This window comes from Calothrix sp. UHCC 0171 (assembly GCF_034931845.1).
Classification (GTDB): Bacteria; Cyanobacteriota; Cyanobacteriia; order Cyanobacteriales; family Nostocaceae; genus Brunnivagina.
In genome coordinates, this window is sequence record NZ_JAYGHN010000001.1 from 356,459 (window position 1) to 371,940 (window position 15,482).

General features: G+C 38.7%; 14 protein-coding genes. 1 reads left to right on the top strand and 13 read right to left on the bottom strand.

The genetic code is table 11. The features are described 5' to 3' along the window. Positions 1 to 109 precede the first annotated feature (109 nt). Complete coding sequence (locus VB733_RS01400) at positions 110 to 706, top strand: arsinothricin resistance N-acetyltransferase ArsN1 family B (protein WP_323338322.1); 597 nt, start codon at positions 110 to 112, stop codon at positions 704 to 706. 290 nt (positions 707 to 996) lie between these two features. On the opposite strand, the gene sir is transcribed toward VB733_RS01400, so the two are convergent. From sir to cysE, 13 genes are all read right to left on the bottom strand, one after another. Further along, complete coding sequence (gene sir / locus VB733_RS01405; RefSeq protein WP_323338323.1) at positions 997 to 2,769, bottom strand: sulfite reductase, ferredoxin dependent; 1,773 nt, start codon at positions 2,767 to 2,769, stop codon at positions 997 to 999. 336 nt (positions 2,770 to 3,105) lie between these two features. Then, complete coding sequence (locus VB733_RS01410; RefSeq protein ID WP_323338324.1) at positions 3,106 to 3,639, bottom strand: hypothetical protein; 534 nt, start codon at positions 3,637 to 3,639, stop codon at positions 3,106 to 3,108. Between the two features lie 332 nt (positions 3,640 to 3,971). Continuing rightward, complete coding sequence (locus VB733_RS01415; RefSeq protein WP_323338325.1) at positions 3,972 to 6,242, bottom strand: response regulator; 2,271 nt, start codon at positions 6,240 to 6,242, stop codon at positions 3,972 to 3,974. A gap of 167 nt (positions 6,243 to 6,409) precedes the next feature. Beyond that, a complete protein-coding gene (locus VB733_RS01420; protein WP_323338443.1) occupies positions 6,410 to 6,835 on the bottom strand; it encodes a response regulator in 426 nt (141 codons plus the stop codon). A 17-nt stretch (positions 6,836 to 6,852) separates the two neighbouring features. Beyond that, the gene (locus tag VB733_RS01425; RefSeq protein ID WP_323338326.1) at positions 6,853 to 9,036 is read right to left on the bottom strand and encodes a PAS domain S-box protein; all 2,184 of its coding nucleotides are present in this window, start codon (positions 9,034 to 9,036) and stop codon (positions 6,853 to 6,855) included. A 367-nt stretch (positions 9,037 to 9,403) separates the two neighbouring features. Then, positions 9,404 to 9,937, bottom strand: coding sequence for a DUF4330 domain-containing protein (locus VB733_RS01430; protein WP_323338327.1), 534 nt, complete (start codon positions 9,935 to 9,937; stop codon positions 9,404 to 9,406). Between the two features lie 303 nt (positions 9,938 to 10,240). Continuing rightward, positions 10,241 to 10,879, bottom strand: a complete 639-nt coding sequence (locus VB733_RS01435; protein WP_323338328.1) for a (2Fe-2S) ferredoxin domain-containing protein — start codon at positions 10,877 to 10,879, stop codon at positions 10,241 to 10,243. Positions 10,880 to 11,400: 521 nt separating this feature from the next. After that, on the bottom strand, positions 11,401 to 11,604 hold the full coding sequence (gene nifT, locus VB733_RS01440) for a putative nitrogen fixation protein NifT (protein ID WP_323338329.1): 204 nt from the start codon (positions 11,602 to 11,604) through the stop codon (positions 11,401 to 11,403). Then, entirely contained in the window at positions 11,601 to 11,888 is a 288-nt protein-coding gene (locus VB733_RS01445; protein ID WP_323338330.1) for a nitrogen fixation protein NifZ, read from the bottom strand. Before VB733_RS01445 ends, nifT begins: the two co-directional genes overlap by 4 nt. Continuing rightward, positions 11,872 to 13,008 (bottom strand): homocitrate synthase, encoded by a 1,137-nt coding sequence (gene nifV / locus VB733_RS01450; protein ID WP_323338331.1) that lies wholly within the window; start codon positions 13,006 to 13,008, stop codon positions 11,872 to 11,874. The genes VB733_RS01445 and nifV overlap by 17 nt, the downstream gene beginning before the upstream one ends. A gap of 586 nt (positions 13,009 to 13,594) precedes the next feature. After that, on the bottom strand, positions 13,595 to 13,792 hold the full coding sequence (locus VB733_RS01455; RefSeq protein WP_323338332.1) for a DUF2949 domain-containing protein: 198 nt from the start codon (positions 13,790 to 13,792) through the stop codon (positions 13,595 to 13,597). 166 nt (positions 13,793 to 13,958) lie between these two features. Then, positions 13,959 to 14,204: an Asr1405/Asl0597 family protein gene (locus VB733_RS01460; protein ID WP_323338333.1), complete on the bottom strand. Its 246-nt coding sequence runs from the start codon at positions 14,202 to 14,204 to the stop codon at positions 13,959 to 13,961. A 2-nt stretch (positions 14,205 to 14,206) separates the two neighbouring features. Next, a complete protein-coding gene (gene cysE, locus VB733_RS01465) occupies positions 14,207 to 15,025 on the bottom strand; it encodes a serine O-acetyltransferase (RefSeq protein WP_323338334.1) in 819 nt (272 codons plus the stop codon). Positions 15,026 to 15,482 lie beyond the last annotated feature (457 nt).

The window sequence follows — 15,482 nt, forward strand, 5'->3', positions numbered from 1 at the left end:
TAACTGCAAGTCCCTGAATGAATCTGGTTTTCGATTTGAACTTGATAAAAAATAATTTAAACATATAAACTTTTAAAGTATAAAGTCTGATCTAAAAATAATATTTAAAATGCCTATAATTCGACTTGCAAGCAAAAATGACGCAGCTACAATTCAAGCAATTTACGCACCATTTTGTGAAAATTCTCCAGCCACTTTTGAAACCAAAGCACCGACTTTGGAGGAAATGAATCATCGGATTTCTAAAATTATGCAAAAATATCCTTGGTTGGTGTATGAATCCAATCAGGAGGTTGTCGGATACGTCTACGCAGCCCCTCATCACGAACGCACAGCTTATCAATGGTCTGTAAATGTTAGTGTTTATATTCACGAAAAAGCACGTCGCCAAGGTATCGGACGTGCATTATATACATCATTATTTGAATTATTAAAAATTCAAGGTTTTTATAATGCTTATGCAGGTATTACCCAACCTAATCAAGCCAGTATGAATTTACATCGATCGCTTGGCTTTCAAGAAGTAGGAATTTACAGAAATGTGGGTTACAAATGTGGAAATTGGCACGATGTAATTTGGTTGGAGTTACCCTTACAGGAGCCCAGAGAAAATCCCCAGATTCCAATTGCTATTCGAGAGATTCCCAGTGATCGAATATTACAACGTACCATTACAAAAAACACTGGCTTGCGCGATCGCTTGTAAAAAATTCCACACGGGTAAATTTTGGGTAAATAGCGGAGATTAGATGCAATTGTAGCGAAAAGACTCCACAAACCCTACTTAATAGTTTGTCACAAAGATGGTATTTTTTAGTCGCAAAGTTAATTTTTGGGGCGATCGCTGTGCAAATTAATCTTCCTCAAACAATCCATCTAAATCCCGATATCCACTAGCAACTCGCAGAATAATGTCTTTCTAAATTTTTCTATATTGTCATTATAGGGGCAGGTCAGCGTTCGCATTTTCCTACCCCATCAGACTTAAATCAAAGTTTATCCTTGATAACTTTCAGAGAATTCACGCAAGGCATCAAACCCAACGCGATCGCAAAAATTACCGAAACTTTCTCCCCTTTTCCGCGACTGTTTAAAGAAGACAAACAAAGGTTCTAAGAACTTTTCTAAATCATCAGCGTGCATTCTCTCTGTAAATGGACGCGCTAACCTTGTTTGGTTGGGACATCCACCTAACCAAACTTGATATGATTCCGTAAAACTACCGACAAAACCCAATTCTGCCACGTAAGGACGGGCACATCCATTTGGACATCCAGTCATGCGGATCACGAAATGTGTTTTTGGTAATCCGACTTTTTTGAGCAATGCCCGGATTCTCTGCAAAAATGACGGAATTATCCGTTCTGATTCCGTAATTGCGAGTCCGCAGGTCGGTAATGCCGGACAAGCCATCCCATACCGTACCAAAGAATCAATATTATTCGGGTCACTGACTACGCCACAACGGTGAAGAATTGCTTCGATTTCGGCTTTATTTTCTGGGGCAATGTCGCAGAAAATGAGGTTTTGGTGGGGAGTAAGGTGCATCGTCAAGTTGAATTTTTCGACGATTTCCCGCAATGCTGTTTTTAACTGGAAGCTACCTTCATCCTTAACCCGTCCATTATCGATGGAAATTCCTAAAAATAACTTACCATCACCTTGTTCGTGCCAACCCAGAAAATCTTGATACTTAAATTTCTTTGCCAAAAACTTGAAAGGCACAAGAGGTTTGCCGAAATATTCTTCCACTTTGCTGCGGAATTGTTCCACACCCCAATCATTAATTAAATATTTTAACCGGGCATGGCGACGATCGGTGCGATCGCCATAATCCCTTTGAGTCGCCACAATCGCCTTCACCAATTCGTAGACATCATCCTTTTGGACGTAACAAATGGGATCAGCAGCCCTGGCAAAGGTTTCTTCCTTGTTATGGGTACGTCCTAAACCACCACCCGCAAACACGTTAAAACCCTGGAGTTCACCGTCTTTATTGGTAATCACCACCAAAGTCAAATCTTGGGTATATAAGTCAATTGAGTTATCCCCTGGTACTGTCACGCTAGCCTTAAACTTACGGGGCATGTAGTGTGTACCATAAATGGGTTCCACGTTATCATGGAAAACTGTACCCGTACCATTTTTTTGACGTGCGGCTACGACTTCCGGATTTTCTTCCCCACTGATGACTTTTTCCCCATCCAGCCAAATTTCGTAATAGGCTCCTGTTTGCGGAGTCAGTAAGTCAGCAATATTATTGGCATATTCCCAAGCGTACTCATACTCCGGCTTATTCTTGAAAGGCGCGGGGGGTGCCATGACATTGCGGTTTAAATCACCACAAGCACCTAGAGTCGAACCCATACTTTTGACAATCGCTGCAATCGTGGGCTTGAGATTTTTCTTCAAAATTCCATGCAGTTGAAACCCTTGGCGAGTGGTTGCCCGTAACGTATGGTTACCGTATTCGTCCGCCAATTTATCTAAAGTTAAATACAACTGTGGTGGAATAAAACCACCAGGACTGCGGGTACGCAGCATCATTTGATAATCTTTCTCTTTCCCTTTCGCCCGGTTATCCCGATTATCTTGCTGGTATGAACCGTGGAACTTGAGAATTTGTACAGCTTCTTCGCTAAAATGAGTTGTATCCTCTAATAACTCGGTGGCGACAGGTTCGCGTAAAAAGTTACTGTGTTCTTTCAGACCTTCTACCTTGGAGGGCTTGCGAGTTGTGGTTGTAGGGGGAGGAGCAGATTTAACCATTGCAGTTGAATTTAGTGTTCTGAAAATAAAGCGATCGCTACAAGCCGAACCAGGTAATTAGCAGCACCCATTCGACATTTATTCCCGGTAATCCGGTCGGGATTTCGTTGAATAATTTAACTTGATTCTATCACGCAAAAATGCCGAGTTTGTCAGCAATACAAGATTTGACAAACCCAGCAATAATACTTATTAGATTTTGTTAATAGTTATTGGTTAATGGGAATTGGGCATTGGATATTAGGTATTAGGCATTGGGGATTAGACACTGAGTATTGGGTAGTTATAAATTACAAACTATGAATTACCCATTATCTATTAACCATTAACTAAATATTATCTAAACCGATAACCAATACCTGAGTTAATACTTACAGCAGATGCAGGGCTATTTTTGTAGGCGTTAACTCCGACAGTGGCGTTGCTATAAACGAGGAAATTTTTAGCAACTTCTGATTCAACACCAGCGACAACAGCGACACCATCTTTGTTACCAGATGGGGTTGGTTTACCGTCTTTTTCCACAAATTGATAACCACCACCAACGTAGACATTGGTATTATTGCCAACAGGAATATCTACAGTTGCATGGGGAATAATGGCGCTGGTTTCGTCGCTGAAATTAATTTGACCGCGTACTGAAAATGGAGTTCTTCCTACCTTAGCGCGTCCAACCATATTACCACCAAAGGTTGCAGCATCGCCAGTTTGACCACCATTGGTTAAACCAGCAGATGCTCCAATCCCGATATAGCTGGCATCAGTTCCTTTAGGTGCAGCAGATGCTTTACCAGCAGAGATAAAAATTGGAGCAGCAGCTAATACAGACAATGTAGAAATTGTCGCCAAAGATTTCATCACACCTTTCATAATTTCAGACCTAATTGGTAGGTATTGCTTTTAAATTCAAAGTCGGAAAAAATACTAAAAGGTTCCAGAAAAATTTTGAAATGTTAGGAAGTATTTAAGGGTAAATGTTGTGGAGCTTTTTAGTTGAGAAACATTGATATTTACAGGTTTTTAGCTGTTTATCTAGATAATGAAATTGGTGTTAAGACAGTTTGTTTTGTGGCACTGGTATGGGAACAATTGAGTCAAAAATAATACGCATTTAAGTTGAAGATGCGATCGCACCGGAATCCTAGATACTAAGGGCTTGTAAAGAAACAACTTCATTGACTACAAAAATCAACGTGAGAATATTAGGATTCAGTATTCAAAGTTTGTTGTAATTTCAATAATAATTCTTTAATAGTGTAGGGTTTGTGTAAAAAGTGTTTAATGCCGATGCTATGTATATCATTTAGTTTGCTGTTTGACATTAATCCGCTTGTGGCAATAATATTCACGTTCGGGTTAATTTTTTTCAGGGTACGGATGGCTGTCATTCCGTCCATTAATGGTAGCATCATGTCCATAATCACGACACTGATTTCATCCATATGCTGGGCATAGAGAGCAATTGCGGCAATGCCGTCACTGGCGATTAAGGTTTGATAATTATGACTTTCGAGGGATGCTTTGGTAATTTCTTGAATGTAAGTCTCATCTTCGACTATTAAAACTAATTCTTCATTTCCCGCCAATGGTTTGCAATCCGGTTCTAATTCTGTTGCCGTTGTTTCTGTTGCGGGTAAGTGTATTTTAAAAGTAGTTCCAGAACCGACTTCGCTATAAACATTAATAAATCCACCGTGACTTTTAATAATACCAATAACAGTTGAAAGACCTAAGCCAGTACCTTTCCCAAGTTCTTTTGTGGTAAAAAATGGCTCGAAAATACGTTCTTTAATTTCTGCCGGAATTCCAATACCTGTATCACTAATCGTAATGACAGTATAAGCTCCTATTTTAGCTTCTAAATTCATGCGGACATAGTTTTCGTCTATCAATACATTTTCGCCTGTTATGCTTAAAGTTCCCCCTTCTGGCATGGCATCACGGGCATTAACGCAGAGATTCATCAATACTTGATGTAGTTGCGTTGTATCTCCCGATACCATCCATAAATCTTTGGGAACATCAACGCAGATATTGATGGATTTAGGAAAGGTTTCTTTGAGGATTTTGGCGATATCTCGAATCAAATGTCGGATTTGCAAGCTAATACGTTTTCCTTCGACTCCTCGTGCAAACGATAATACCTGTTTGACTAGTTCTGCACCGCGTTTGGCGCTTTCTTCGAGAATTTCAAACATCTGTACATCCCGTTCGTCCACTTCAGGGAATCTTAAGGGTAACATTTGGGCGGTAATCAGAATGGGTGTGAGAATATTATTTAAGTCGTGGGCAATACCACTGGCGAGAGTGCCGATGCTTTCGAGACGTTGGGTTCTAAAAAATTGATATTCGAGTTGTTTCTTTTCGGTGATGTCGGTGTCAACAGTCAGGATTGATTGGGGTTTGCCATCGCGATCGCAAACTAATGTCCAGCGACTTTCGACTAATATATTACTACCATTTTTAGTCACTTTATTTAATTCGCCTTGCCATTTACCTTGAGTGATTACCGTTAGCATTGCGGTTTCGACTTCGGGGGGAGTTTCTTTATGTAAAATTTCACTGGCATTTCGCTGGTAAACTTCACTCGCTTCCCAACCGTAGATATTTTCCGCACCTTTATTCCAAAATAAAATCCGATTTTCTAAATCACGAACCAAAATTGCATCGTTAGCGATATCAAGTAAAGCTGCTTGCTGGTGAATTTTATCTTCGGCTAATTTGCGTTCGCTAATATCAATACTGGCGCATGTAATCCCGACTACTTCGTTTGACTCATTCCGCAATGGTTCTACAGTCAAGTCGTAATATTTAACTTCATGGGAATTACTGGTAATAGATATTTCTTCTCTTGTGCCCACACCAGTTGTTAAAACCCGTTGTTTAATTTCCTTTAATCGCTGGGCATCTGCATCTGCCACTATATCAGAATCCTGTTTTCCTAAGACATCAGCATTATTAAATTCAATGACAGCATTATAAATCCATGTATAACGTAAATCCTTATCTTGCGTGAAAACAACAATAGGAGAATTTTTCAAAGCCACTCGAAACCGTTCTTCACTGTGGCGGAGAGCTTCCTCAGAACGCTGACGTTCGATCGCATAACGCATACATCTTACTAGTAAGTCCCCACTCACTTCTCCCTTAACTAAATAATCCTGCGCTCCCTGCTGCATGGCTGTGAGTGCCAGCGTCTCATCATCAAGACCTGTAAGTACAATAACTGGTATGGAAGGAACGCGATCGCGAATTTGCACAAAACTTTCCAATCCTTGACTATCGGGCAAAGAGAGGTCTAAAAGAATCACATCAAATTTGTTATTTTCGATACAATTAAGTGCATCCCGCAAAGATTCGGCTGGTGTTAGTTGAAACTGGAAAGAACTAACATCCGCTAAAAACTCCCGTAGTAGAAAGACATCTCCGGGATTATCTTCAATAAGTAACACTTTGAGGGCTTGACGTGTCATTTGAGTTTTGTAGACATAGGTATTGGAGAGGGGGAGAGGGGGGGGGAGTGAGAGAGGGGGAGAGGGGGAGAGTGGGGGAGGGGGAGAAAAACTGTCACTGCGTCTCCATCTTCATCCCCGCGTCACCGCGTCACCGCATCCCCATGTCCCCTCATTCCCATGTCCTCTTATTCCGGTGGTAATTTGACGATGGTGAACCAAAAACTTTCTATAGATTGTACTATTTTGACGAATTGGTCGAAGTCAACGGGTTTTGTAATGTAGCAATTGGCAGCTAAGTTGTAGGCACGTAAAACATCTTCTTCATTTTGAGATGTAGTCAAAACGACAACAGGTATACGTCTTAGTGCTTTATCGGCTTTAATTTCTGCTAATACTTCCCGTCCATCTTTTTTAGGTAAGTTTAAATCAAGCAAAATAATATCAGGATGGGAAACACCAGCGTACTGGTTTTGTTTGCGTAAAAATGCTAGTGCTTCGACACCATCTTCAACAATGCTTAAATTAACCGAGATTTTGCTGTCTTCAAGAGCGATTTGCGTCAACTGGACATCACCTGGGTTATCTTCAACTAACAAAACCTCTATTGGCATAGGAATAAATGTAGTATTCACTGTAGAGTTTCCGTTCTATCTGGAATTGTAAAAAAGAAAGTTGTCCCTTGATTTGGTTTAGACTCCAGCCAGATACGTCCTCCATGACGCTCTACAATTTTTTTACAAATTGCCAGTCCAATACCAGTACCAGGATATTTTGCTTTTCCGTGTAGCCTTTGAAAAATCACAAAAATGCGATCGCAATATTGTGATTCAATTCCAATTCCATTATCGCGTACCCAGAAGAAGTAAGGGGAAAGGGAGGGAAGAGGAGGTGCTTTTGCTGGCTCTGCTGGCTCTACTTGCTCTCCTTGTTTTTCTTGCTCATCATTTTTCAAAAATCCTATCTCCACAATTGGCGCTGTTTCCCTGCGAAATTTAATCGCATTACCAATCAAGTTTTGAAATAATTGACTAAGTTGGGTTGCGTCGCCACAAATCTGGGGTAATGCTTGTTCACATTTAATAATTGCTCCGCTTTCTTCAATTGCTATTTTGAGGTTGGAAATCGCTTGTTTTAATATTTGGTTACTATCAACTAATGTAAAGGGCTTTCCTTTGGTGCTAACGCGGGAAAAACTCAACAAATCGTTGATTAAAATTTGCATTCGTCTCGCACCATCTACTGCATAATCAATAAATTCTTCGGCTTGGCTATCAAGTTTATCTTTATATCGACGTTCGAGTAATTGTAAGTAACTTGTCACCATCCTTAATGGTTCTTGTAAATCATGGGATGCGACATAGGCAAATTGTTCCAGTTCGGCATTAGAATTAGCGAGTATTTCCCTTTGTTTAGTTTCTTGTTCCAGCAGATGGGCTTGGGATAAGGCAATACCAATTTGGGTTGCTAATTGCTGTAACAATTCGGTTTCCATGCTGTTCCAAATTCTCGTGCGTTGACATTGATGGGCGATAAGTAATCCCCAGAGATTTTCACGCTGTAAAATTGGGACAACTAGATTTGATTTAACACTAAATCCTTCTAACAATTGTCGATGCCGAGTATTAATATCTGCTTCTAATACATTGGGGATTGTACTGATTTTGCCGTGTTTATATGGCTCTTGCAGTTCATCCGTAAAACAACGATCATGAATTTTTTCTCCTAAAATTGACATCACTCCGGGAACTACTGATTCTTGCACAACAACACCAGTACCATCACTCCACAATCGAAAAACTAATACTCTATCTGCTTGGAGTAATTTTTGGATTTCGGTAACGGTAGTATGTAAAATGTCCTCAGTTTGTAATGATTGACGAATTTTCAGAGAAATTTCTGCTAAAAGTTGCGATCGCAAATTTTGAGCTTTTAATTCTTCTTCATTTTGCTTGCGCTGGGTAATATCTAAATCAATTCCAGTGATGCGTATTGCTTGACCTGCTAAATTATAAATTACTTGTCCTTTTGTTGCTATCCAACGATTTTTTTCACTCGTTAAAACAAAGCGAAACTCTAAGTCGAGATAGGAATTATCTTGATATTCAACCGCCTGAGAAATTGAATTTATCACCCGTTCTCTATCCTCAGAGTGCAATAAATTAATAAAACTATCCCAGCGTCCATCAAAGCTGTCACTTCCCATACCAAACAGGAATTCCATACTAGTTGAACAACTAAATAAATGCGATCGCAAATCTAAATTCCAAGTACCCATTCCCGCAGCCGTCAATGCCATTCTTAACTGGTTTTCACTACCTTTTAATGCGGCTTCATGGCGTTTACGTTCGGTAATATCATTCACTAATACAATTCGAGCAGGGCGTTCATTAAAAGTAATCGCATTTGAAGTAATTTCGACATCAATGACACTACCATCTTTTTTATGATGTCTCCAATAACCGGAATTAGTATGTTGCTCAATTTCATATTGAGCCAATACACTACTTAACATTGCGGCATCTTCAGGAGGATGAAGTTCGGAAATTTTCATTTGTAAAAATTCATCCCGTGAGTAACCATAATGTGCAATTGCTGCGGCATTTACCTCCAAAAAAATCATTGTTTTTAAGTCATACACCCATAAAGGATAAGGACAACTTTCAAACAATAATCTTGTTTGTGCTGCGTCCTGATACGTAGATTGTTGTACTAATTTGCGATCGCTTTGTAATTGCTCAATTGTTTCTTCGGCAATGTGAAGTCGTTTCAATAACTCAGCATAATCTAGTTGTTCTGCATCTACATCCATCATCTGTACCTCCCTACAGCAATGAAACTATAGGAATTAGCAGGATTCCCAATCGCGAAAAGATAAATATAGCGGAATCAGACATTTAATTTATATTGATAGCTTTTTAGTCTAATTTAGTTTAATTAATATAATGCTATCTGTCAGATTAGTTAATAGTAAAGAATTACAAATTTTTTAATGTGTTTGCATGATCAAATATTGAGAAATTTAAATCAATCTATGACAATATATCAATAATACACTTTGACTTCAAATATTGGTATAACCTGCGTTCTCACAGAAAATAGTTACGCAGAACGAGTAAGTATTTGCTGCGTTAAGATTCAACCGGAACTTGTAACAATGGGGAAGAAGCCCAGATAAATGATTACTTCGATTTCACGATTCTGACATCAATTATGCTACCCCTGGACAAATAATTAAAACCCTCAATTTCAGTGGGAGTACCAACCCTTAATTGACTTTTGCCAAAAAATAAACCCTTTTCTTGAATTTGAGCTTTACCAGCCAAAGTAATCAGCAAATCTACCTTATAATTATCCTTGGGGTCGGGTAACTCCTTTACCGAACCATCCGGTTGGGGAACTGCGATCGTAATTGGTAATTGTTTCACCGATTGGATACTCATCATCCCTTCAGGTTGATTACGAAGTGTCACCTTTGTACTATTACCAACTTTTAAACCATCCTCCAATAAAACCTGTGGGTTCCTAACTCCCATCGCCTGAATCAATACATCAACTTCAACTGACTCAATTGCAGGGTTTGCTTCAGCAACCATTACTGGGAGTATAGGAGAACAAAAAATACTTACTAGTAACAGTATAAGCACTAATAAAAATCGTCCCAAAATATAGCTAAAACGTTTATGAAGGCGACTTTTAAAACTCAAAATAACCATGTGAACAAGTATCTTTTTTGCTAAAATATTACAAGAAATGTATTAATTCAATAGATAACATTTGCTATTACACCATGCTAGCTCTTATTGATGAATATGAATCATTAAGTAAATGTGAGTAATCCTGCGGTGAAGTAAACTAAAACTGAACTAAAAATAATGCTTCTGAGTTCACCCAGAAGCACAAAAAGTAAAAATGTGTTTTGACTAGTAGACGACTTCACTGTTTACTAGTACAATTTTACTGTAAAATATAAATATAGGTATGAGAAAGAGAAAACTCTTGACCTTTGCTACTTCAGCTTAACTTAAATGCTCCTCAAGGAGAGATGCGATCGCATTTGGTTTGACTTGGCTATATTTCTTTTTCCCTAGTTGGACAATACAGTTAGGGGCTTTGGAGCATTTTTTGAGGCAGCCAGTGCTTTGAATTTTCACTTGATTACGTAACTCGCGCATTACTTCTTTCGAGGCTTTACCGTTACAGAGTGATTTTTCGATGTTTGACAATAACTGTTTTGCACCTCGTTTGCGACAGCCGGAACCCTGACAAACTAAAATTTTGGCTTTAGGAGAACATTCTTGTTTGGAGGGGGTTTCGGAAACTGCAAGTATTGCTTGTTGAAGATTTGGCTTATGTATATGGCAAGCATCTAAAGGTATGACATCATAAGCTTTAAGCTTAATATTGCCATTTCGCGAGTGTAATTTACTATGACCAATTATCCGAATATGATTACCTGGAACTAAAGTTAAGCCAAGCACTGTTCGCAATTCTTTAGGAAGTTTGATTTTGAGATTTCCGGTGGTAAGTGTCGCCACTGCATTGCACTTAGCCAATGCAAATTGTAGATACTTAAATTTCTGGGGACGATTTCCAGAAAAGCCAAGAAACTCTCCCTCAATATCAAATTCTGAAAGCTTGAGATATTTGTCACCCATAAAATTTACTGGTTATTTAATTATTAATTATTGGTGAAGGTATGCTGACAATCCAAACTAATCAAGCAGAGGATACTACGCTCTATTCAGATGTTTTATTTAGTTAAATTAACCAGCTTCTTGGTTAGTAAATGATTAGTAAATGATTAGTATTAGTCATATTGTGACTCAAACGAAAGCTGGTAATATAAATTTTTCTGTCTACATCAGTTATATCTTAAATTTTTAGATAAATCTGACGTAACTGGAATTGATGTAATTCGGTTGTATTTATTTGTCAAAAATTTGTCAAAAAGTATGATTCATATCCCCGAATCCCGACATAATTCGGGGATATTAGTTGCAGCATCAGTTCAGGCAAAAGCTGAAATTGATTCTGTTATAGCAAGCAATGCACAAATAATTGAGTAATGGTAGAGTTATTAATGATTAGTTTTTGTTTTGTAAATTAATGATTATTTATTAACCATTAAATACTAACTTCTAACTACTAATCATTAACCATTTCCTATTAATTATATTTAAGCAAGTCTTCTTGCTTCGCAGGTTTGAGGTAATTTTAAAGGCTCGGCTAAATTGGAAAATTCTAATTCCCAACCATTAGCTAAAGTAAAAATTTTACCTGTGGGTGAATCAGTTTCCTTAACAACTTCTTCCTCAAGGTCTTTTTTGGGAACATATACAGTTAACTGACCGCTCGCACTTTTACGTAACATTACCTTCATCTGTCTTCCTCTTTATCTGGATTTTTTTCTATTAATTCCAATTCTTTCTTTTTGCAGCCAACAATGAATCCTGATTGTAAAAAATGAACTGCATAAATATAAGAACTTTGGAGAAATGTACCGATGCTAACGACGTAGCCAATTTCTCCTTTTTTTGCCAAAACTGTCCCAATTTCTTGTCCTGGGAAAGTTCCATCATTTTTCAGTAGCTTACGAGTGCGAACCTTATCACCAATCTCAAATTCTGGTGGCGAAAATAGTTCTATTTCATCTGATTGTTGCATGGGAATACCTCTGTTCCAGTACCAAATTTAATAGTTCTTGAGTAGTTAAATTGCGCTTTTTCTGAATTGATTCTTGTCTGACTGCATCTAGCACTGACTGACTTTCTTCACGGTTTAAGACAATTCCGTATTGTTGTAGCAAGCTGATGAGTAAATGTCTTCCAGAATGCTTACCAACTACCAAACGTCTCTCCCAACCTACTTCTTCCGGCGCAAAAGGTTCATAGGTATTAGGGTTTTGCAGTACACCGTGAGCGTGAATACCAGACTCATGAGCAAAGGTATTTTCACCCACAATTGCTTTCCAAGGCGGGACATTACAACCAGAAGCAGCTGCAACTAGTCGAGAAAGTTCCAATAGTCGGGTTGTATCAATCTCCAAATCAATGCCATGCAGGTGTTTGAGCGACATGACGACTTCTTCTAGGGCTGCGTTTCCAGCACGTTCTCCCAATCCATTCACGGTGGTATTCACTGATGTTGCCCCAGCTTTCAAACCAGCGAGGGCATTTGCAGTTGCTAAACCAAAGTCGTTGTGGGTGTGCATTTCCACAGGTATTTGTAATCCAGCAACAAGTCGTTTCACTCTCGTATAAGTGGTGAAAGGGTCTAGTATTCCTACCGTATCGCAGAAGCGAAATCTGCAAGCGCCCCATTCTTGTGCGTATAATGCTACATCTTGGAGGAAGCATTCATCCGCTCTAGAGGAGTCTTCACCACCGACAGCAACCCAGAGTCCCTTATCGACTGCAAAGCTGATACTATCCCTCAGTTGTTGGAGAGTGACACGCCATTGTCCATGAAATTTAGCAGCTATTTGAATTCCCGAAACCGGTATGGAAATATGCACCCGCTTCATTCCGCAAGCAATAGACGCTTTGATGTCGGAAATAACAGCACGATTCCAGCCTAGTAGTTTAGCTGATAAACCAGAGTCAGAAATCGCCGCAATTGCTCTTGTCTCCTCCTCACCCATCGCTGGAATTCCGACTTCGAGTTCGCGAATACCTATCGCATCCAGAAATTTGGCGATCGCAACTTTTTCTTGCAGATTAAACGCAACGCCAGCCGCTTGTTCACCATCACGCAGAGTAGTGTCATTAATTTGGATTTGGTTCATTTCAAAAATACCCCTGAGGAATTTTCTCTATCTCCTTTTAGATGCCTTGATTAGTTGCTAAATTTGCTACTTGTTACTGCTATGAATAAAAACTCAGAATTCAGAATTCAGAATTAAAAATTGAGAATTAAGAATCCAGCCTTCATCATCTTCTCAGGGAGAAGTAATTTACAGAATTGAGAAATTTTTACCGATAATATATGCTTAGTTAGTAAGTAAATAAAATGACTTTTCATTCATTAATAAAAGTAAAGTTACTACTGATGCTAACTCCTGAACCCTGATTTCTGATAATGTCATTGCCCTTAAACATTATTTCCTTATATCACTTTTGCCTAGCCACCATAAATTATCTGTATACCATCCAACCATAAAGTAAATAATTCATGAATCATTTTTAGCGTTAGGTGCCGAATTATTGCGGAATAAAATGTAGCTAATGTAAGAGTTGATAGCACTAGAAACAACTAATAGACTTAAGCCTGCTGTTAACACAATCATAGTATTATCTCCTAAATTTAATCAAACAAAATATCAAGATAGCACCAATTATTCTACTGGCAAAATTAACATTTAATCATAGTTTTTATACTTGCCCTTCGAGCCAGTCAAAAATCCTATCTAACTGCTCTATATCTACTAAACCATATTGCCAAAGTAGCATTGGGAAAGGAGCATTTTGTAATTCTGGATGCTTTAATGCTACAGAGATAGCAGCAGTTGATAGTTCAATCTCACTCTGTAAAAAATTGATTAATCTGGTATCACTGCCATAAATAATCATATTTAATTAAGCTCCTCTAAGTTGTTGTCAAACAACTAAATACTGAGTGCTGTATTTGTAAGTCTTCTCGTCAAGTTTATTGGCTTTGAGTGCTGAGTGTTGACTTATATAGGCATCAACTTTCCCATAGGTTATTACTCACACCTAATCCCTAATTTCTCACTACTTAAAGCTGCCAACATTGTTCTAGCCAATGAATTAATTCTTCACGACTAGCAAAAAATTGCATGAGAATACTACGAACTAAAATAGCCGTCTGTAGGTTGCTTATCTGTACATGTAGGGAACCATCCGTAGGACAGCAACAAGGAATCATCAACTCTTGTAGACGGTGAAAAATTCTCCAACGCTCTGCTAAAGGAATATTGATTACCTGAGCGTCTACTAACTCGGAATTGGCAGGTGGTAACATTCTCAACGCTCCTTGTTGACAACTTGTTGATTCATACTTTTGATGATTTCGCTGTTTTGGCTTCGAGAATAGGTAAAAGTTTGGACTTGCTTTTCTAAAGTTTCAATCCGCAACAGCAAAGAACGAATTATTTCCCCGTCAACATCTGGTAATTTAGCGTGTTCTAGTGGTAGAAGGCTGCATTGGGGATTATGGGGGATATTACGACCGGGAATGCCAACAACGGTATTATCTGGAAGGACATCGCGCAAGACTACACTATGAGCGCCAATCCGCACGCGATCGCCTACTTGAATATTTCCTAAAACCTTGGCACCAGCGCCAACGACAACGTTTTTACCTATCGTGGGATGACGTTTACCTGTTTCTTTTCCTGTTCCACCAAGAGTTACGCCTTGGTAAATCAGCGTGTAGTCGCCAACTATCGCCGTTTCACCAATCACAACTCCCATCCCATGATCGATAAATACACCTTTGCCAATTTGTGCCCCTGGATGAATCTCAATCCCTGTCAAAAAGCGTCCCACATGGGAAATCAGACGGGGAATCAAAGCAACTTCACGGATATATAAGTAGTGGGCGACACGGTGAAAACAAAGTGCGTGCAAACCTGGATAGCAAAGCATTACTTCCAGCCAACTACGTGCAGCTGGATCGCGCTCAAAAATGATACGAAAATCACTTTTAACTGGCTCAAGGATTGACTCAATATTTGACCAAAAATTCAGACCAGAAAGCAAATTTTGTAGAAAAGTTTTTTTGGCGCTATCCGATTTTTTGCCGAGATTTAGATTTCTGTTGTGCAAAGAAGACTGCTGCATCGGTCTTGCCTGGATAATATAAGCGATGTGCTAGTTTTATGCTTATATCAGACAGCCCCTAAGCAGATGCAATCATCGATGTTGATTGAACTTATTGAACTGATTAATAATGTACTCAACCCCTGAAAGCTAGATTTAACAGATATCTCTAACTTTATTGGGGGTAGAGGGGTGAGATTTTTTTAGATAGAGGTACTGGATATTTTGGGGGGAGGGATTAAGTATTTTTGCACTCAACTTAAATCCTTGATTTGTAAAGTTTTGAAGTGTTTTTTTGATAAATATTTCTTTACAAAAACTTGTACTCAAAAATCCTACTATTCGACTAATTTAATTAGTTTCTGTATATGGTATTACTATTATTCACAGTATATCTATATTTCTTCAAAACTGTGATTTCTTTATTTTGTTTTTATGATTATTCTGTATTTCCGCATACAAAATATTGGAGAATACC